Source organism: Methanosalsum zhilinae DSM 4017 (genome assembly GCF_000217995.1).
GTDB lineage: Archaea > Halobacteriota > Methanosarcinia > Methanosarcinales > Methanosarcinaceae > Methanosalsum > Methanosalsum zhilinae.
Genome location: NC_015676.1, coordinates 1,816,103 through 1,834,548, shown reverse-complemented (window position 1 = coordinate 1,834,548; position 18,446 = coordinate 1,816,103). Strand labels below are relative to the sequence as shown.

Genomic DNA, 18,446 nt, shown 5'->3' with positions numbered 1-18,446 from the left:
TATGGTATTTGAAATTCCACATATTCCTTTAGGAGACGGGGTTGAAGCTTTAGTTGAATGGATTGAGCAGAACCTTGGTTTTCTCCTTGATCTATTCACTGCAATCATGAACATACTGATCAGCGGGATAAGGGATATTCTTTTTCTGTTCCCTCCTGTTATTTTCATACTCATCGTTGCAGCCATTGCATACTTTGTTGGCAGGCGTGATACAAAACTGGCAATAGGTGTTGCAGTTGCACTTGTTCTGCTTGAGAGAATGAGACTGTGGACCCAATCAATGCAGACACTTTCACTTGTACTTGCAGCTGCACTGGTAGCACTGGTAATAGCTATCCCGATAGGTATTATTACTGCAAAGAATGAGACACTGCTGTATATCATAAGGCCGGTACTTGACTTTATGCAGACAATGCCTTCATTTGTATATCTGATACCAGCAGTGATTTTCTTTGGATTGGGTAACGTTCCAGGTCTTGTGGCAACCATTGTGTTTGCAATGCCTCCACCTATCAGGCTTACAATACTCGGGATACAGCATGTTCCCAAAGAGCTAAAAGAAGTAGGGGATGCATTTGGTTCCACTCCAATGCAGAAACTGATGAAGATTGAAATTCCTTCAGCAATGCCATCCATAATGGCCGGGGTCAACCAGTGTATCATGCTTTCACTCTCGATGGTAGTCATCGCTGCTATGATCGGAGCTCCAGGTCTTGGTTATCAGGTTCTGGCAGCCATCCAGAGGATTGATATAGGTTCCGGCTTTGAAGCTGGTCTTGGTATTGTGATAATTGCCATAATACTTGACAGATTAACGCAGAGTCTCACCCCAAAAAGGTGAATATCTGTCATTTTTAATTTTTTTCTAACGGGTAAAAAACCCCAAGATTTATAAGGATAAAAATAAATTATAAATCACTAAAATGTATATATGAAAATATATTCTTTGCTAAAATGAATTAGTTGTGATAAAATGAATGGAAAGATGAAGATATTAATGGTAAGTGCTGTTTTGATTCTCAGCATTGTGGGCCTTGGATGCCTTGATGCTATAGATGATGAAATGTCAGCTACAATTGGATATGTTACATGGGATGGAGAAGTTGCAAGTACAAATGTAATGAAGCAGGTACTTGAACAGGCAGGATATGATGTAGAGATCATAGCTGTGGATGCAGGACCTCTTTATCAGGGACTTGCACAGGGCCAGTTTGACTTTACCACCTCAGCATGGCTTCCACATACCCACGGTCACTACATGGACCAGTATGGTGACAACTTTGTAGAAGTATCCACAAATCTTGAAGGCTGTAAGATCGGTCTTGTGGTACCTGAATATGTAACTATTGATTCAATCGAAGAGATGAACGATGTAGTAGATGAGTTTGATGGAAGGATTGTGGGTATTGAACCGGGTGCCGGTATTATGACCGCAACAGAGAATGCAATTGATGTATATGATCTTGAATATGAACTTGTGGCAAGCAGCAGTGCAGGCATGGCTGCAGAACTCAGGACCGCAGTAGCCAATGATGAATGGGTTGTTGTTACCGGCTGGAGCCCTCACTGGAAATTTGACCGCTGGGAACTGAAATACCTTGAGGACCCAGAACTGGTCTATGGTGAGGAAGAATATGTTGCAACCCTTGCACGTGCAGGACTCCAGGAAGATAAACCAGAACTCTATGACATAATATCAAGGTTCTACTGGACCCAGGATGATATCCAGTCTGTTATGATGGATATTGAAGAGGGAATGGCTCCTGAAGACGCTGCTGCAAAGTGGGTTGAAGAGAATCCAGAAAAAGTAAATGAATGGATAGGTGCATAAGGGTTTTTACCCTTATTTTTTTTACCTTTTTTGATTAGATAATGATGTTAGGCCTTTCAGATAGTTGCAGAGAAGTGCCTGATCATCCATAAATCCAAATTTTTTATATCTGTGATAGAATGGTCATAAAGTCTCAGGTAATTTAATATTTAATGATTTATTAATTATATATGGATAAATATCTTACACAGGAGTTGTATAATTTTGAATAGAGTAAAAGTAGCATTGTTAATGATCATAGCCATAACAGGTATTGTTATAGGGGCAGGTTGTCTTGAGGCTCTGGATGATGATCCTTATCAGACAACCATTGGCTATCTTCCATGGGCCGGAGAGATTGCAAGTACCAATGTGATGAAGCAGGTACTGGAGGAAGCCGGGTATGAAGTTGAAATAATCTCTATAGAACCAGGTGCACTATACCGTGGTCTTGCTGATGGACAGTTTGACTTTACCACTTCAGCATGGCTTCCACATACCCATGGTCATTACATGGATAGATTTGGTGATGACTTTGAAGAGGTAGCAGTAAATCTTGAAGGTGCCAGGATTGGGCTTGTGGTACCTCAATATGTGACCATTGATTCAATCGAAGAGATGAACGATGTAGTCGATGAGTTTGATGGAAGGATTGTGGGTATTGAACCAGGTGCCGGTATTATGACTGCAACAGAGAATGCAATTGAGGTCTATGATCTTGAATATGAACTTGTGGCAAGCAGTGGAGCAGCTATGACTGCAGAAATAAGATCTGCAATAACCAATGATGAATGGGTTGTTGTTACCGGCTGGAGTCCTCACTGGAAATTTGAACGCTGGGAACTGAAATACCTTGAGGATCCAGAGATGGTGTATGGTGGAGAGGAATATGTTGCAACCCTTGCCCGCGAGGGACTTCAGGAAGATAAACCAGAACTTTATGAAATTATCTCAAGGTTCTACTGGACACTGGATGATGTAGAATCAGTAATGCTGGATATGGAGGAAGGATATTCTCCTGAAGAAGCAGCTGCAAGGTGGATTGAAAACAATCCAGAAAAAGTAAGCGAATGGCTCGGAGAATAAGGGTTTAAACACCCTTATTATTTTTTGATTATTCTCCATATTTTTCTTTTAAGCCAGAGAAGTATCTTTGTTTTTATAAATATTTTGATGATTTTCTTTATCCATTTAAGTACCAATTATTTAACCCCCTGTTCTCTAATTTTATAAAAATAGTTGTTACTGTGACCTGCAGATCATGTCTGCTTACGGCCACATGCCATAACTTGCATTAAGGAACAGTATTGCAACTCCGCACAGCAATCCCACCACGATTACAGTCTTTGGATTAATATGTGGAGCTTTTTTATCGGCCTCATAGTACCGCATAAGACCGGCTGATGACATCAATCCACTGCCTTCTGATTTTTTCTTAGCCATATAATCCCTCTGTGTACATTATTTATTTTTTATATATTAGTGAGGATGCTACTTATTGTTTTCTATCTTATAATCCTTTTGCCTATACTCTGATCTCGTCTAGCAGGAAAGGAGGATGAAATACGCCTTTTTCAGTTATGATCGCAGATATGTTCTCCATTGGAGTTGCATCAAATGCAGGGTTATATACTTCCACATTTTCAGGAGCAGTCTGAACCCCAGAAATAAATTTCAACTCATCGGGATCTCGCATCTCAATTTTGACACTTCCTTCCCATTCCTTGAAATCAAAGGTGGAAGTGGGTGCTGCAACATAGAATGGTATTTCGTGCTCAATGGCCAGCACCGAATGGGTGTATGTTCCGATTTTGTTAAAAACAACATCTTCAGTGATCCTGTCAGCACCAACAACGATCTTATCAATCATTCCTCTGCGCATTATATGTCCTGCCATTGAATCAGCAATCAATGTCACTGGAATGTCATCCTGCATCAGTTCCCATGTGGTGAGCCGGCTTCCCTGGTTGAGTGGCCTTGTCTCACAGGCAACTACTTTAATGGATTTACCCTCTTCAACAGCAGAACGAACAACACCCAGTGCAGTTCCCCAGTCAACACAGGCAAGCCGTCCTGCATTGCAATGAGTCATTACCACATCTCCGTCATCCAGCAATTCTGATCCGTATTTTCCAAGCTGTTTATTGATTTTTACATCTTCGTCTGCTATCCTTATTGCTTCTTCTACTGCAATGTCCCTTACACTTGATGTATTATAGGCATCTGAGACTGCATGAAGTACCCGGTCAACCCCCCATGCAAGATTTATTGCGGTAGGTCTTGTGGATTTTATAATTTCTGCAGCCTTTTCCAGATCCTGAATAAGTGAATCCATTGTCTTTGCACCACTGAGTCTGGCTGCAAGAGCCATGCCAAATCCCCCGGCTGCACCAAGTGCAGGAGCACCCCGTACCTTTAAAGATTTGATTGCCTTACATAGTGAACTGAGTGTTGCACACTCGATTACCCTATATTCTCCTGGCAGTAATGTTTGATCGATCAGTTTTATTGTGCCTGTATTTGTGTCCCAGTCAATTGTTCTCATATGATCCATCCTGATAACATTTATTCTGATAGCAATATTAGATGGCCTGATAGTTAATTTTATTCATGTTTCCGATCATATATATATCTCCGCTGTTATATCTGGTATTGATGTCTAAACCCATGATTATACATGATCCGGTACACAGAACAGTTATCTTAAATGATCTGGAAACAGCTCTTATAAACACTCCTCAGATCCAGCGCCTTCGAAAGATACAGCAGCTTGGACTTGCAGATCTTGTATATCCTGGTGCAAACCATACCCGCTTTGAACACAGTATAGGGACAATGCAGACAGCTTCGATTATTGGTAGTTCACTGGGTCTGGATAGTGTGGAGATCGAGAAATTGAGGATAGCAGGTCTTCTGCATGATATCGGACATGCAGCCTTTTCTCATGCTGTGGAAGATGTTCTGAAAAGAAATCCTGAACTTCAACCTGAGATGGGAAAAGAGAAATGTATGAACCATGAAGCATTTACAAGGTATATCATAAGAAATGAATTATGTCACCATAGAACAATTTCCGCAATGGTCGAGGATAGGTTTGACAGGGATGCTGTCATATTTTTTGATGAGATTTCAAAAATTGCAACAGGAGAAACTGATGGAGTTGAGAGACCATATCTGTCACAGATAATATCAGGAGACATTGATGCAGACAGAATAGATTTTCTGTTGCGTGATTCCTATCATACTGGAGTTTCCCTGGGTTTGATCGATGTGGATCAGATCGTACAGAGTCTTACTATCAAAAACGATCGTCTGATGCTGGGGGACATTTCAGAAACAAGCTATGCTGAGGATATGGTCATGACTGCTGCAGAATCAATGCTTATTGCAAGAGCACATCATTATACTGCTATAATACATCATCCAAGGACCCAGGCTGCCAGAGTAATGCTTTTGCATGCCCTTGAAGATGCAATATCAAATTACCGCCACAAACACAGTAATCCTCATGTAACAGATAAGATAATTGAGTTTTTTACGGTACATAATGATGATAATCTGTTAAATTTTATCCGGACGTATGCCTCTGCAAAGGGCTGTGATCTGGTATCCAGAATAGAAAGTGGTAATATTGATGGCCCTGCAGTTCGCTTTAATCAAAAGACCCTTTCTTCTGTAACCAGAATGGCTCTTTCAACAATTGCAAGACACGGTGTTGCCTGCAAGATGTTTGAAACTGAGTTTTCAAAGGAACTGGATACTGGAAATATGCTGATAGATCTAAGTGTTGCGACTGGAGTTCCAAAAACGATGAGGTTTGTATCAGGGAATGCCGAAAGTTTTCTCTATGACGAGTCTGCACTTGCAAATGGACTTGTGAGGGCCATATCCAGACAGATGTCACTGACTGCATTTATTCCAGATTATAATAATAATGATTCTAATGGAGTTGATACGGATTTACTGGAGGCTGAAATGGTTAAAGTGGTCCGAAATCTCTCTCCCAGACTTCTCAGGTTTATACGCAAAGAACAGTATCTTTCAATTGAAGGACTGATCCTTCTTTTTTATGGTGTTCACAGTATTTTTGAGGAGATAAATGGTGATTACATCTCAATTCCACGCCTGAGGAACATAACCTGGATATATCGCACGGTTAGGGAATTTGGAAAGGATGAAATACTCAAATATCTTTTTGACTACAGGTTCCATGATAAGTTTGGATTCCCATATAGTGAAAAACTGTTTGAGGACATTCAGATACTTGTTGCAATGGGCATGGTGGACGAAGACTTGAGATATTATGAAAAACATGGACGTATCAGGCAGAGATATGAATACGTTCTCACATCAGAAGGAGTTGAATATTCCAGATCGCTGGTGGATTCATACAGGAGAGAGTTTGATTCGATCCTGGATTATATCAGAGTAAATCAGCACCGTGTTCCAAGGGATATGCTAACCCTGCCTGAAGCTCGATACAATGGATAAAAAAAGGTGTTTTTATTGAAAAAAGGTGATATGATACTTCTAAGGACTTCCCATGGAAAAAGGATACGTGAGTTTATCACGGTGGTATCTGATGAAGATTACCACACTGACCTGGGAATCATATATATGAACGATATTCTTCAAAGTAGTATAGGAGATACTGTACAGTCTCATAAAGGGCATACATTTTTGATCCACAGACCCCGGACCCCTGACTTTTTCAGGCATGCAAAGAGAACCGGAGCACCCATGATGCCAAAGGATATTGGTATGATAATAGCATATACCGGTCTTAATAAAAATGATGTTGTCCTGGATTCTGGAACCGGTTCAGGTATTCTTGCCATGTATCTTGGATCCATTGCAAAAAAAGTTATCAGCTATGAAATAAAAGAAGATTTTGCAGAGGTTGCACGCCAGAATATCATCAATGCAGGACTCGATAATGTGGAGGTCAGGTGTGGAGATATAGTTGAGGAGGTCAAAAATCTTGATCAGGCATTTGATGTGATCACACTGGATACCATGCATTCAATGAAAGTGATACCCCATGTTATAAATATTCTTCAGACCGGAGGATATGTTGCTACCTATTCCCCATTCATTGAGCAGACAAAAGAAATACGGCAATCATTTGGAGAGGCAGGTTTTTCAGATGTTGTGACACTGGAATGTATCGAAAGGGAGATATCTTTTTCAGACAGAGGTACAAGACCTTCCACCGCAAGGGTCGGGCATACAGGTTTTATAACAATTGCAAGAAAATGATTTCTACCTTACACCATCTGATGTTATCGTAAACCTGCAGGTCTCACCTTCAGGTCTTGACCTGTGTTTCCATAGTTTTGCAAGGCGTGTTCCGGTGCCGGTACGTTCAAGCTGTATAATTGTCTTTGATATATGCTCGATACCGCTGCCTCCGATTGGCTTGTAGGCACCGGAAACAATATCTGTGTAGATCTGATTTGTAATGATCACCGCTATGTCATGTTTTCTTGCAAAGCTGTGAAGAATCCCAAGCTGGTTGGACAGTTCTCGCCTGGTTCGTATTCCTGAATCTTCATCATCCAGTTCATAACGGTAGAAGGAAGTTGCAGAATCCAGAATTATGAGTCCAATATTCTCACCTGCAATCTTACTCAGGTCCAGAATGGCTGAATACTGTTCCTCAAAGCTGGTGGGTTCATAGATTATAATGTCTCTTGCAATTTCCTTTGCCCTCTCACCTGCAATCTGTTCGAATCGATCGGCTGAAATGGCTTCAGTATCTATATATATTACCTTTCTTCCGTTTTTTACACATTCGACCGCAGTCTGGAGGCATATATTGGTTTTTCCACTGCCTGCTTCTCCAAATATCTGGGTGACAATACCGGATTCAAATCCTCCTCCCAGAAGCCGGTCAAGAGGTTCGCATCCTGATTGTAAATATGTTTTTATTTGATACACCTCTGATTAAATTTATTTTGTATAATGTATAGATGCAATATACGTTTTTTGCAGCTGGACAGATCATATTCCTATGAGCTTATGCAATAGAATCCAGAACTAAAGGATATTTATTTTTTGTTATCACATATGTTATCAGATATGTGATCACACATGTTAAAATTAAAAATTTTTAGTATGCAAAGATGAGTTGGAAAATTATTATTAACCAAAAGATCGTTTGTATCATTTACACAAATATTACGTGATAGATGCTTTATCATGAGGGCAGGCAGTGTCGCTGGGGTTTGATTTTGATGAACTTTCTCAGGTACGTCTATCGTCTGGTGCTGCCTGATATGCTTCCCGGCTACCTGATAATATAGAATTGTATGAATATGTGATATCCTGATAATGGATGTGAAAAAAATGGAGCAAATAACCATATACACTACTCAGATCTGTCCAAAATGTGACAAATTAAAGACGGTCATGAAAAAGAACGATATACCTTTTAAGGAGGCAGACATGTCTTCACCGGAATCTCTTACAGAACTTCGTATAAACGGTGTTTTCACCGTGACTGCTCCGGTTCTGCAGGTTGGTGATACATTCCTTACTTATGAGGAACTGTTTAAAGGTGAGACTTTAAATATGGATGCTATCAGCAGCATACTTGATCTATAAATGTCGAGGTGGGAGAATGCATGGTTGCGGTACAGGTACTATGACAGAAAGTTCGAAAATAAAAGAAATAAATAAAGATCTTAATAATGAGGATAGCATTGTGAAAGATGATATGCAAATCGCTGAAAACAGAAAACATCAGGTCCATGTACCAATGCAGCAGACCCTGGAAGGTGAATTTGTTCCGGCAATGCCCAGGGTACGTACAACTGACGGACATATAGTTGACTGGGATCGCAGTGTTGTTGTTAATCAGCTACTTAAGGAAACTCAACTCTGTGAACAGTTCTATGGCAAGTCTGCAATAACTCCTGAACAAGCCAGGGATATTGCAAAGGAGACCGAAAAACGTATTCGTGCAATGAACCTCCAATTTCTTTCAAGTCCTCTTGTAAGGGAACTGGTCAATATAGTTCTCATTGAAAATGGTCATGTTGAATGGCGTAACATCTCAACCAGGGTAGGTACTCCTGTATACGATGCCTATAAGATAGATATTGGTACAGGATTTGAGGCAAAGGACAATGCCAACCTGCAGGAAAATGCTGAAACATCCCACAAGAAAAAAGCAGATAAGATATCCAAGGAACAGTATCTTCTACTCCTGCCTCCAAAGGTGGCAGATCTGCACCTTAATGGTGATATTCATATACATGACCTGGAGTACCTGGGCACCCGTGCATTCTGCCAGGACTGGGACCTGAGGTACTTTTTCTATTATGGCCTGATGCCAGATGGTTCAGGTACCAAGGCAAGTGTGGCAGGGCCTGCAAAAAACGCTGAGGTTGCTATACTTCATGCAGTTAAGGCACTTGGCAGTGCGCAGACCAATTTTGCAGGCGGCCAGGGTTTTTACAATTTCCTGACATTCATGGCACCATACTTTGAGGGCATGGATTATCCTGAAATCGAACAGCTCATGCAGATGTTTGTGTATGAGATGACCCAGATGATGGTTGCCAGAGGCGGACAGCTTGTATTCTCATCGGTTCAGCTATCACCAGGTATCCCTAAACTGTGGAGGGATAAACCTGTTGTGTACAAAGGTCGTGTATGGGATGGAAAAGATACTCCTCTTAGGACATACGGAGAATTTGAACGCGAGGTCAGGCTCGGGTTCAGAGCTTTGATGAATGTGATGCTTCAGGGAGATTACTGGGGCAAGCCTTTCAACTTCCCAAAACCCGAAATATCCATTGAACCTGACTTTATGCAGGAGGACGAGGAGTTCAATAAGGCCAACCCGCAGCTTCCTACATATGATGAACTCTATACCATGTCCTTTGAACTAGCAACACGGTTTGGTACTCCCTACTTTGACAACCAGCTTCCTGCATACAGGGGAGCAGGCGAGGGTATTTCATGCTATCAGTGCTGTGCATATCAGTTTTCAGCAACAGCAGATGCAGATTCCCACTTCGAGGATAAACTTTATTTCAGGGATGGAATGCACTTTTCAATGGGTGCCTGGCAGGTTGTGTCTCTTAACTGTCCAAGGGCCGCCTATCGTGCAGAAGCTGATGATGAAGCTCTTTTCAGAGAATTGAGACGGCTTATGGATCAGGCAGTTGAGGTATTCAAGGTCAAAAGACGCTGGATGGACAATATTATCAGGAATGGCCGCATGCCTTTTGCAACCCAGCAGCCCAAGGATCCTGCCACCGGAAAACGTGGTGCTATAGCTGTGGATATTGATTCACTTGTATATACCATTGGTATTATAGGACTTAATGAAATGGTCCAGCATCATACCGGTATGCAGATGCATGAGTCAAAGGATGCGTTCAAACTTGCTGTAAGGTGCATGACAGAAATGGAACTATATGCAAGACAGCTCAGTGAAACTCATTCAATGGAAATTGCCCTTGCAAGAACTCCTGCTGAAACTACATGTCAGAGATTTGCTGTATCTGATCTTCTCCACATGGAATTCTCAAAGCATGCTGAGAAGGTTATAAAGGGAGATCTTGAATCTACAAGAAAACAGCTAAAGGATACAAGAGATTTGCCAATTTACTATACCAATGGTACGCATGTACCTCCTGGAGCTGACATTTCAATTACTGACAGGATCAATATCGAACATGTCTTCTTCCCTATAGTGGATGGTGGAAATATTCTGCATATCTGGATGGGAGAAGGTCATCCGGATCCTTCAGGTCTCAAGGATTTTGCAATGAAAATTGCCAGAAATACCCAGGTAGGATACTTTGCATTTACCAAGGATATGACCGTCTGCATGAATGATTTCCATGTAGCTTCAGGGCTTCTTGATAGCTGCTCCAACTGCAGTTCAGATAATGTGGAACATCTCTCAAGGGTAACGGGATATGTTCAGGCAGTTGGTGGCTGGAATGCGGCAAAGAAGCAGGAACTTAAGGACCGTATGAGATACAATTCAGCTGACATGCTATGAAGATAAACTATTCAGGCTCTGTTTCCGTATCAACAGTTGACTGGTATGGCAGAGCTTCTGTTGTCCTTTTTTTCAGGGAATGTCCCTTCAGGTGCCCCTACTGTCAGAATTATGATCTTCTGGCAGTATCTGAACCAGTGGATATTTCAGAAGCAGAGCAGGATATTATAAAGGCCACTCCTTTTGTCAGCAGTGTTGTTTTCTCAGGCGGAGAACCGATGATGCATATTGATGCTGTAGTTCACCTGGCCTCATTTGCAAAGGAAAGGGATCTGCTGGTGGGTATTGAAACCAATGGCTTCTTTGAGGATAACATCTGCACTCTGGCGGAGAAAGGACTTGTGGATAGATTTTTTGTTGATATCAAGGCACCTCCTGACAATCCTCATCTCTACAGAAAGATTGCAGGACTTGGTGCGGCTGGAAGTGTGAAGTGTGATTCTGGAGAAATTGTCAGGAGACTGCAGGGGTCGATTGAATGTATTCTGGAAGCCGGTGTACAGTTGGAGATGCGTACCACCGTTTTCAGGGATCTGATCGAAACTCCGGAGGAGATATCATCCATTGCCAGATGGATTGCAGAACATGCAGGCAGAGATGTGGATTATGTTATCCAGCAGGGAATAACAGAAAATGCAATGTCTGAGAATATCCGGAATACCCTTCCTCTCAACCGGGATGAACTTCTGAAATTAGGCCAGCATGCCCGCCGGTATCTTAATAATGTATGGATTCGTTCAAAGGAACACGGAAATGAAAAAATCTGAATCAGTCAGTACCTGAATTTTGATACAATATAGGAGTTTTTTCAATGTCTGCTTCAATGGTTGGGATGAGTTTTCTGTTACTGGGTTTGATTTTGCTTGCAGGAAAATGGATTCGCTTAATGTCTCCTCCTCTCCAGAAACTCTTCATTCCAAGTTCACTGATTGGAGGATTTCTGGCTCTGTTTCTTGGTCCCGATGTTCTTGGGCAAGTTGCTGTCGGGATGGGATATGAAAATTCCCTGCTCTCAGACGGACTTTTTCCTGAGGATATTCTGAATGTATGGGCAGCCCTGCCAGCACTTTTTATAAACATCATATTTGCAACACTCTTTCTTGGAAAAAAGATTCCCAGCCTGCGTGAGATCTGGATTATCGCAGGGCCTCAGGTGGCACACGGGCAGACAATGGCCTGGGGTCAGTATGTTTTTGGGATACTGGTTACTCTTCTGATCCTTACTCCATTTTTTGCAGTAAATCCTATGGCAGGTGCCTTGATTGAAATTGGTTTTGAAGGAGGTCATGGAACAGCGGCAGGTATGGCAGGAACCTTTGAAGAACTTGGATTTGCTGAAGGAGGGGATCTGGCAATAGGCCTTGCAACTATTGGTATTCTGTTTGGAGTTGTTTTTGGGATAGTACTTTTAAATTATGGAATTAGAAAAGGTGATTCAAATGTGCTCAAGGATCCTGATGAACTCCAGCTGGATAAACTGCAGCAGGCAGGTATTGTTGATTTTGATGCCAGGGAATCTGCAGGTAAAATAACTACACGTCCTGAATCGATTGAACCACTCTCCCTTCATTTTGCCTATATCGGAGTTGCAATTGGTATTGGATATCTTCTTCTCCAGGGTTTTATTTTTCTGGAGGAGATTACCTGGGGCCAGATGACTGATGTATACCTGCTGAGATACATTCCGTTATTTCCTCTGGCAATGATCGGTGGTATTATTCTCCAGATATTTCTGGACAGATTTGATGTCCACCAGACGCTTGATCGAAATATAATGATGAGGATACAGGGTCTTTCTCTGGACATTTTGATCGTGAGTGCAATTGCAACACTCTCTCTTGCAGTAATCGGTGATAACCTGGCACCATTCATCATTCTTGGAGTTGTTGGTATTGTCTGGAATGTGGTTGCATATATTTACCTGGCACCCAGAATGATTCCCACGTACTGGTTTGAAAGGGGTATCGGTAATTTTGGCCAGTCAATGGGTATGACTGCAAGCGGTCTTCTGCTGATGAAAATAGCAGATCCGGAAAATAAATCTCCTGCTCTTGAAAGTTTTGGATATAAACAGCTGATGTTTGAGCCTGTTGTAGGTGGGGGAATTTTTACAGCAGCCTCGGTGCCACTGATATTCCAGTTTGGCCCGGTACCGGTGCTCATCTTTGCAGCTGTGCTGATGGCATTCTGGATATGGCTTGGAATATTCCATTTTGGCAGAAAATGAATTCAGTTCTGTAAATTATGGACATGTATGAAAAAGAGAAAGGTTGCCAAAAAAGCAACCTCAAGATTTTTGCAGGATGAAATATCATATTAGTTTACTTTTTCTGCTGCTTTTTAGCCTGCTCCCCTTTTTTGGCAGTCTGTCCTGGTTTTTTTGATTCCTGTGGTTTGACCATATGTTATGTCACCTCCCAATTAGCCCCCCAGAATTATGGGATTACTAACATGTTATATATGTTTTTTAAAGATATAAAGCTTTCATTCAATCTATTTTTAGAATTAATTAGTATTTATGAATCTAAATATAATAAAATTCTATTTTAATCAATTTAAATAGTTTTTATTATTTAAATAAGTTTTATTTATATTTATAATTAGTATTTAAGTTTAAAATATATTTAAAGCTCAAAATAGCTCTTTTAAATAAGTTTAAAATCTTAATATTATCCATTTACTAATATCATCTTCTGATGGATTTTTTCCTGAAATTTTAATTCTCTATCAATCACAACATAGCTCATGATCTCATTTATGTCCTCTACTTTTTTAATTCTGCCCATGGCTTACCATAAGGCGTTTATATCCGGAAAATTGTAAATTGAAATGGGAGTATGGAGGTGATATTTATGAACGATCTGAAAGAAAAGTTTGAAGCATTATCCGATGAGGGAAAGGTGGAATTCTTTAAATCAATAATGCCGTCCATGTGTGAGATTTTTAAAAAGGATCCACAGGGTATGATGAAAGAGATGATGCCTTTCTGCCGGGAAATGCAGAGTATGAACATGCCGGAAATGATGGAGATGATGAAAGGCCAGAAGAATAAATGAGATATGTGACCCTGTCTGGCAGACCGGGCCTGAGATTGTCTTCTGAAAATGATACGGTTCATTTCTGTAAATTAGTTTGACCTGCAGCAGTTGCCCCAGTAGAAAACTTAAATGCTGATAAAATAAAATATTTAATTATAATCAAGAGCAATCCTTTTTATCAGGATTGTTCCTGGTAATATTTGGGTATATATCAGCTAAATGGGGTGAGACAAATGACAGGATATAACGGCTCTTATAAGATTTCCCGAATACATCGCATAGCCTGCACTTTATTTCTCTTTGCAGCAATACTGACTGCTTTTAGCATAGGTGCAGCTGCTGATGAGGTTCCGGTGGATAGGGAAACGATTGACCTGAATATAAAGGCCGCATACAATGATGAAAACATTCATTTTCTGTTTGAATTCGATTCTGCACAGATGCAGTATCCAGGAATTTATCATGACTACTACAGATTTGAAGATGGTGAATGGGTAAGGGACGGATACAATGAGGACCGGATGACCATGCTGCTTGGTGGGCATCAGGTAAACTATTTTGATACACTTGGATGTTTTGTAACCTGCCATGACGATGTAAGATTCATGCCGGATTCTCCATCTGCTGAAGAGGTAGGGGCTCATGAGTATCTTGGCGGCGTGCTTGGTGTAAGTGATGTACGCAAGTACATTCCCGAGACCAGGGGCGACCCTCTAAGCTGGGACAACATCGTATCCCAGGAGGAACTTGACCAGTTAAGAGAAGATGGAGTTTTCCTTGACCTGATTCACTGGCGGGCTCACAGAAGCAATCCGGTTGGATACTCTGATTCACAGCATATACTTGAATTCCGTCATAGTGATACTGGCCAGTCTCCATACTATACGAACTGGGATGATGATAATGACCGGCCTGCATACATGTTCGATCCTGAAGTAACCGGATTTGTAGCACTGGACTGGGAGGATGTACGGGACAGAAACCTGGGGATGGATGACTATTATTACCTGGCAGAGGAATTTGCAGTACCTTTTGACTCTGAATATGAGTGGCAGGAAGGAGATACAATTCCCCGGCGGATCATCACAGCTCCAACTGAAAGCAGAGGACAGATCACAGCAGATGGTACATGGAGTGAAGGTACCTGGACTGTGGAACTTGTAAGAAAACTGGATACCGGATATCAGCTGGAAGATTTAGCTTTATCCGAAGGTGAGGTCTATTACATATCTCCTGCAGTTCATATAGGTGATACATCAGGAAGGGACCATTATGTTACCTGGGGACATTCCCTTGGAATTGGAACTGAAGCTGATGTGGAGGCTGTAAGGTTTACTGGTCAGTCTCCTGAATGGAATGAAGTACCGGGTACAACTATAAGCCTGTTCTATCCGAGTGTGTTTAGCTATGCATCACTCTTTGATGGCGAATTACATGGTACAGGAATTGTATGCACTGAAGCAGGAGCCCCTGTCCCGCATGGTGCTGAGAGAATGGGAGAGTTTGGTTTTGAACTTGAACGAAGTCTTGCAGAACCGGTAGATCCCGAACCTGAACCCGAGCCGGAGCCTGAACCTGTGCCCGGATTCGGAGTATTGCTTGCAATTTCAGGGACACTGGCTGCAGTTTACTTGATGGCGAAAATAAAATAAAATAAAAATATTTAAGGTGGGCTTAATGCCCATTTTAATTTTTATATTTCTCTCACAGTTTTTCACTGCTGTGGCAGTGTTGCAGCCATTTTTGAGCGGTGGAGTTCTCTGTGCTCAGTATCCATGATTACCATATCGATCTGATAGGTGTACTCGATTTTTCTTGGTCCGGTTTCGATTTCCAGAGGTTCTTCAGGTGAGATCGTATATCGTCTGTTTTCCACGGATTCAAGTACCTTATGCTGACCATCAGGTGGCTCTATTTCAGCAAGTGTATATGTTACTATATAATCCGCAGCTCTGTCTGTCTGGGGAGTATAGCGAAAAATCAGGTTATCAGTACCATATCCTATGGATTCCGGATAAAAACTTGTACCAGGATATTCTATTTCTTCAATTTCACTGTATTCATGGCTTACATAATAGGTTAAACCAAACATGATCATGGCAGGTATTGCCAGCAGAGCCACTATTAATAGTAGCAGTATGATATTTCGGGTCCTTCTTTTCATTGAAATCAATATATATGGCTGATGTATATATTGTTCACTGATATGCACCAGTTTAAATATACCGTAACCTGGTATGAAACATGATCATCTGCCATGAATCCTTTTTCTCTGTGGCCGCCTTATCAGGAAATATATCAATGCCCCAATCAGGTGTGTGAATACTATAATCACAACCCAGACCAGTTTATCATTTCCTTCAGATGGCTCATTGAGGGCACAATCTACAAGCATCCATATCCAGAAGATTGTTCCAAAAATAAATACTGCAAAGAAAAAGATTCCAAATAGTGGAATGCCAATTTGATCCATGAACATGGTGCTATGTTTGCATTTATCTATCTTAAATTGATTGGTCTGTATGTTTCCGGCTAAAGTATGATTAAAGTATGATAAATCTGATGATAAAATAACGGGATTTTATTTTTAACCCTGGATCATGTATTGTTATGATTCAGTTATGTTTTCTGCATGATTGTTATGAAATTTGTATTTTCAATAATATCAAATAATAATCGCAGAGAAATAATAGAAAAAAGAATTACAGATAAACCATTGATCAAACTGTAATGATGCTACTGAATTATCTGTAACTCCTGCATTATATTGCTTTATTTTCTACTAAATATTTTTATTCTTCAGTAGCCTTTGCCCGTTCTTCCTTTGTCATCTCAGCCAGTTCCTTAACTTTCTGTACATCAAGTCCAAGCCCTTCAGCTACTCTTGTTCCGTAATCCGGGTCTGCTTTGAAGAAAAGGGCTGCCTGTCTGAGCTGTATGCGCTTTACTGCACCTGAGAGGTGTGATACAATATTACCTACAAGATGGGTCCTGGCCTCATCATCCATAACATCACGGTACAGGTTTCCAGGCTGGACAAAGTCATCGTTTGGATGGGTGTAGGGTGTTCGCTGTGCAAGACCTGAAACTTCAAATGGTGGCTCAAGAGCATCTGGATCAGGTGAAGGCCCGTTGAAACTGTTTGGCCAGTAGTTTGGCCCGCTTCCACCATTTCCATCAACACGCATGAATCCGTCACGCTGATAACTGTTTTCAGGAGAGTTCTTTGGTCTGTTCACAGGGATCAGATTGTAGTTTGGCCCAAGCCTGTGGATGTGTGTGTCGTGGTATGAAAATACCCTTGCCTGCAGCATTTTGTCAGGTGATATACCAATTCCGGGGACCAGGTTTGCAGGGCTGAATGCTGCCTGCTCAACTTCAGCAAAATAGTTATCAGGGTTACGGTTGAGGACGAGCTTGCCGATCTTTATTGTAGGAAAGTCACCATGCGGCCAGACCTTGGTAATATCTGTTATATCGAAACGATACTCTTCAGCTTCTTCTGGTGTCATTATCTGCATTTCAAGAGTCCATGAAGGATAATCTCCCCTTTCAATGGCTTCATAGAGGTCACGGGTTGCATGATCCGGATCAGTTGCGCTCATTTTCTCTGCTTCTTCACGTGTAAGGTTCTCTATTCCCTGATCCGTTTTGAAATGATATTGGACCCAGAAGTATTCTCCATCTTCATTGTACCATTTGTAGGTATGGCTCGAATAACCGTTCATATTACGATATGTTGCAGGTGTTCCCCGGTCTGAGAACAGGATAGTTACCTGGTGTGTTGATTCCGGGGTCAGGGACAGAAAGTCCCAGAACATGTCCGCATCCTTGCAATTGGTTGCAGGATGTCTTTTCTGTGTATGGATGAAGTCCGGAAATTTTAGAGGATCCCTGATAAAAAACACAGGTGTATTGTTTCCAACAAAGTCATAATTACCTTCCTCTGTATAGAACTTCACGGCAAATCCACGCGGGTCACGAGCAGCATCAGCTGACCCCTTTTCTCCGCCAACCGTGGAAAATCTTGCAAAGACCTCTGTTTTCTTTCCAACCTCTGAGAGAAATGCTGCCTTTGTATATTTGCTCACGTCTTCAGTCACTTCAAAATATCCACCAGCTCCGGCACCCTTTGCATGAACTACGCGCTCAGGTATCCTTTCACGATCAAAATGGCTTAGTTTATCCAGCAGATGAACATCCTGCATGAGGACCGGACCCCTTTCACCTGCGGTAAGGCTGTTTTGATCATCACCAACCGGTATTCCAAAACCAGTGGTCATGGTATTAGTTTTCTTTTTTTCGTTCATTTTTATCTACTTCTCCCAAATAGAATCTCAGGGATATTCGGAAAAAAACATCAAAAAAGTCCAGATGTCCCCTATACCCCAAAGAACACGATTTATTTACTGAAATATTAAATACCATTTTATAAATAATCATCTGTATACCTGAATACTGTGGAGGTATTCTTCAGTAAAGCTTTTAGTAACTGGAATAATTCTCCAGCACTGATTAAAATATTTTATAAGCCAAAAGATACTCATAACATAAAAGGTATAAAATATAACTATGG

17 protein-coding genes are annotated in these 18,446 nt (G+C 41.3%); 11 read left to right on the top strand and 6 right to left on the bottom strand.

Translation table 11 applies throughout. The features are described 5' to 3' along the window. The first annotated feature begins 1 nt into the window (after position 1). The 3 genes from MZHIL_RS08600 to MZHIL_RS08590 all read left to right on the top strand — a co-directional run bounded on the left by MZHIL_RS08600 (position 2) and on the right by MZHIL_RS08590 (position 2,896). Complete coding sequence (locus MZHIL_RS08600) at positions 2–841, top strand: ABC transporter permease (protein ID WP_013898982.1); 840 nt, start codon at positions 2–4, stop codon at positions 839–841. Positions 842–973: 132 nt separating this feature from the next. Further along, positions 974–1,831, top strand: coding sequence for a glycine betaine ABC transporter substrate-binding protein (locus MZHIL_RS08595; RefSeq protein ID WP_013898981.1), 858 nt, complete (start codon positions 974–976; stop codon positions 1,829–1,831). A 204-nt stretch (positions 1,832–2,035) separates the two neighbouring features. After that, positions 2,036–2,896 carry a glycine betaine ABC transporter substrate-binding protein gene (locus tag MZHIL_RS08590; protein ID WP_013898980.1) on the top strand — a complete coding sequence of 287 codons (861 nt, stop codon included), beginning with the start codon at positions 2,036–2,038 and terminating at the stop codon, positions 2,894–2,896. Positions 2,897–3,079: 183 nt separating this feature from the next. On the opposite strand, the gene MZHIL_RS08585 is transcribed toward MZHIL_RS08590, so the two are convergent. Together MZHIL_RS08585 and MZHIL_RS08580 are read right to left on the bottom strand one after the other, a co-directional pair. Beyond that, positions 3,080–3,253, bottom strand: a complete 174-nt coding sequence (locus MZHIL_RS08585) for a preprotein translocase subunit Sec61beta (protein ID WP_013898979.1) — start codon at positions 3,251–3,253, stop codon at positions 3,080–3,082. 82 nt (positions 3,254–3,335) lie between these two features. Next, entirely contained in the window at positions 3,336–4,355 is a 1,020-nt protein-coding gene (locus MZHIL_RS08580) for an S-methyl-5-thioribose-1-phosphate isomerase (RefSeq protein WP_013898978.1), read from the bottom strand. Positions 4,356–4,465: 110 nt separating this feature from the next. Here MZHIL_RS08580 and MZHIL_RS08575 point away from each other — a divergent pair, with 110 nt between their 5' ends. Next, complete coding sequence (locus tag MZHIL_RS08575) at positions 4,466–6,301, top strand: HD domain-containing protein (protein WP_048815560.1); 1,836 nt, start codon at positions 4,466–4,468, stop codon at positions 6,299–6,301. Between the two features lie 15 nt (positions 6,302–6,316). Then, the gene (locus MZHIL_RS08570) at positions 6,317–7,069 is read left to right on the top strand and encodes a tRNA (adenine-N1)-methyltransferase (RefSeq protein WP_157209661.1); all 753 of its coding nucleotides are present in this window, start codon (positions 6,317–6,319) and stop codon (positions 7,067–7,069) included. Between the two features lie 3 nt (positions 7,070–7,072). Here the strand turns inward: MZHIL_RS08570 and radB are convergent, their stop codons facing one another. Beyond that, positions 7,073–7,750: a DNA repair and recombination protein RadB gene (gene radB, locus MZHIL_RS08565; protein WP_013898975.1), complete on the bottom strand. Its 678-nt coding sequence runs from the start codon at positions 7,748–7,750 to the stop codon at positions 7,073–7,075. A 408-nt stretch (positions 7,751–8,158) separates the two neighbouring features. On the opposite strand from radB, the gene MZHIL_RS08560 reads away from it, so the two are divergent. The 6 genes from MZHIL_RS08560 (at position 8,159) to MZHIL_RS08535 (ending at position 15,522) form a co-directional block, all read left to right on the top strand. Continuing rightward, complete coding sequence (locus MZHIL_RS08560) at positions 8,159–8,416, top strand: glutaredoxin family protein (protein WP_013898974.1); 258 nt, start codon at positions 8,159–8,161, stop codon at positions 8,414–8,416. A gap of 40 nt (positions 8,417–8,456) precedes the next feature. Further along, on the top strand, positions 8,457–10,832 hold the full coding sequence (nrdD, locus tag MZHIL_RS08555; RefSeq protein WP_394295822.1) for an anaerobic ribonucleoside-triphosphate reductase: 2,376 nt from the start codon (positions 8,457–8,459) through the stop codon (positions 10,830–10,832). Beyond that, entirely contained in the window at positions 10,829–11,599 is a 771-nt protein-coding gene (locus MZHIL_RS08550; protein ID WP_013898972.1) for an anaerobic ribonucleoside-triphosphate reductase activating protein, read from the top strand. Before nrdD ends, MZHIL_RS08550 begins: the two co-directional genes overlap by 4 nt. A gap of 44 nt (positions 11,600–11,643) precedes the next feature. Next, positions 11,644–13,059, top strand: coding sequence for a sodium/glutamate symporter (locus MZHIL_RS08545; protein WP_013898971.1), 1,416 nt, complete (start codon positions 11,644–11,646; stop codon positions 13,057–13,059). 625 nt (positions 13,060–13,684) lie between these two features. Continuing rightward, positions 13,685–13,888: a hypothetical protein gene (locus tag MZHIL_RS08540; protein ID WP_013898970.1), complete on the top strand. Its 204-nt coding sequence runs from the start codon at positions 13,685–13,687 to the stop codon at positions 13,886–13,888. A gap of 215 nt (positions 13,889–14,103) precedes the next feature. After that, a complete protein-coding gene (locus MZHIL_RS08535) occupies positions 14,104–15,522 on the top strand; it encodes an ethylbenzene dehydrogenase-related protein (RefSeq protein ID WP_013898969.1) in 1,419 nt (472 codons plus the stop codon). Positions 15,523–15,584: 62 nt separating this feature from the next. Here MZHIL_RS08535 and MZHIL_RS08530 read toward each other — a convergent pair whose 3' ends face one another. The 3 genes from MZHIL_RS08530 to MZHIL_RS08520 all read right to left on the bottom strand — a co-directional run bounded on the left by MZHIL_RS08530 (position 15,585) and on the right by MZHIL_RS08520 (position 18,180). Continuing rightward, on the bottom strand, positions 15,585–16,034 hold the full coding sequence (locus tag MZHIL_RS08530) for a hypothetical protein (protein WP_013898968.1): 450 nt from the start codon (positions 16,032–16,034) through the stop codon (positions 15,585–15,587). Between the two features lie 84 nt (positions 16,035–16,118). Continuing rightward, a complete protein-coding gene (locus tag MZHIL_RS08525) occupies positions 16,119–16,349 on the bottom strand; it encodes a PLDc N-terminal domain-containing protein (RefSeq protein ID WP_013898967.1) in 231 nt (76 codons plus the stop codon). A 313-nt stretch (positions 16,350–16,662) separates the two neighbouring features. Then, positions 16,663–18,180, bottom strand: a complete 1,518-nt coding sequence (locus MZHIL_RS08520) for a catalase (RefSeq protein WP_013898966.1) — start codon at positions 18,178–18,180, stop codon at positions 16,663–16,665. Positions 18,181–18,446: the final 266 nt, after the last annotated feature.

Bases quoted from the DNA above. Each gene is read 5' to 3' on its own strand.
- nrdD (WP_394295822.1), top strand. From the start codon at position 8,457: ATGACAGAAAGTTCGAAAATAAAAGAAATAAATAAAGATCTTAATAAT.
- MZHIL_RS08575 (WP_048815560.1), top strand. From the start codon at position 4,466: ATGTCTAAACCCATGATTATACATGATCCGGTACACAGAACAGTTATC.
- MZHIL_RS08520 (WP_013898966.1), bottom strand. From the start codon at position 18,180: ATGAACGAAAAAAAGAAAACTAATACCATGACCACTGGTTTTGGAATA.
- MZHIL_RS08535 (WP_013898969.1), top strand. From the start codon at position 14,104: ATGACAGGATATAACGGCTCTTATAAGATTTCCCGAATACATCGCATA.
- MZHIL_RS08600 (WP_013898982.1), top strand. From the start codon at position 2: ATGGTATTTGAAATTCCACATATTCCTTTAGGAGACGGGGTTGAAGCT.
- MZHIL_RS08525 (WP_013898967.1), bottom strand. From the start codon at position 16,349: ATGTTCATGGATCAAATTGGCATTCCACTATTTGGAATCTTTTTCTTT.
- MZHIL_RS08545 (WP_013898971.1), top strand. From the start codon at position 11,644: ATGTCTGCTTCAATGGTTGGGATGAGTTTTCTGTTACTGGGTTTGATT.
- MZHIL_RS08560 (WP_013898974.1), top strand. From the start codon at position 8,159: ATGGAGCAAATAACCATATACACTACTCAGATCTGTCCAAAATGTGAC.
- MZHIL_RS08530 (WP_013898968.1), bottom strand. From the start codon at position 16,034: ATGAAAAGAAGGACCCGAAATATCATACTGCTACTATTAATAGTGGCT.
- MZHIL_RS08580 (WP_013898978.1), bottom strand. From the start codon at position 4,355: ATGAGAACAATTGACTGGGACACAAATACAGGCACAATAAAACTGATC.
- MZHIL_RS08540 (WP_013898970.1), top strand. From the start codon at position 13,685: ATGAACGATCTGAAAGAAAAGTTTGAAGCATTATCCGATGAGGGAAAG.
- MZHIL_RS08595 (WP_013898981.1), top strand. From the start codon at position 974: ATGAATGGAAAGATGAAGATATTAATGGTAAGTGCTGTTTTGATTCTC.
- MZHIL_RS08550 (WP_013898972.1), top strand. From the start codon at position 10,829: ATGAAGATAAACTATTCAGGCTCTGTTTCCGTATCAACAGTTGACTGG.
- MZHIL_RS08585 (WP_013898979.1), bottom strand. From the start codon at position 3,253: ATGGCTAAGAAAAAATCAGAAGGCAGTGGATTGATGTCATCAGCCGGT.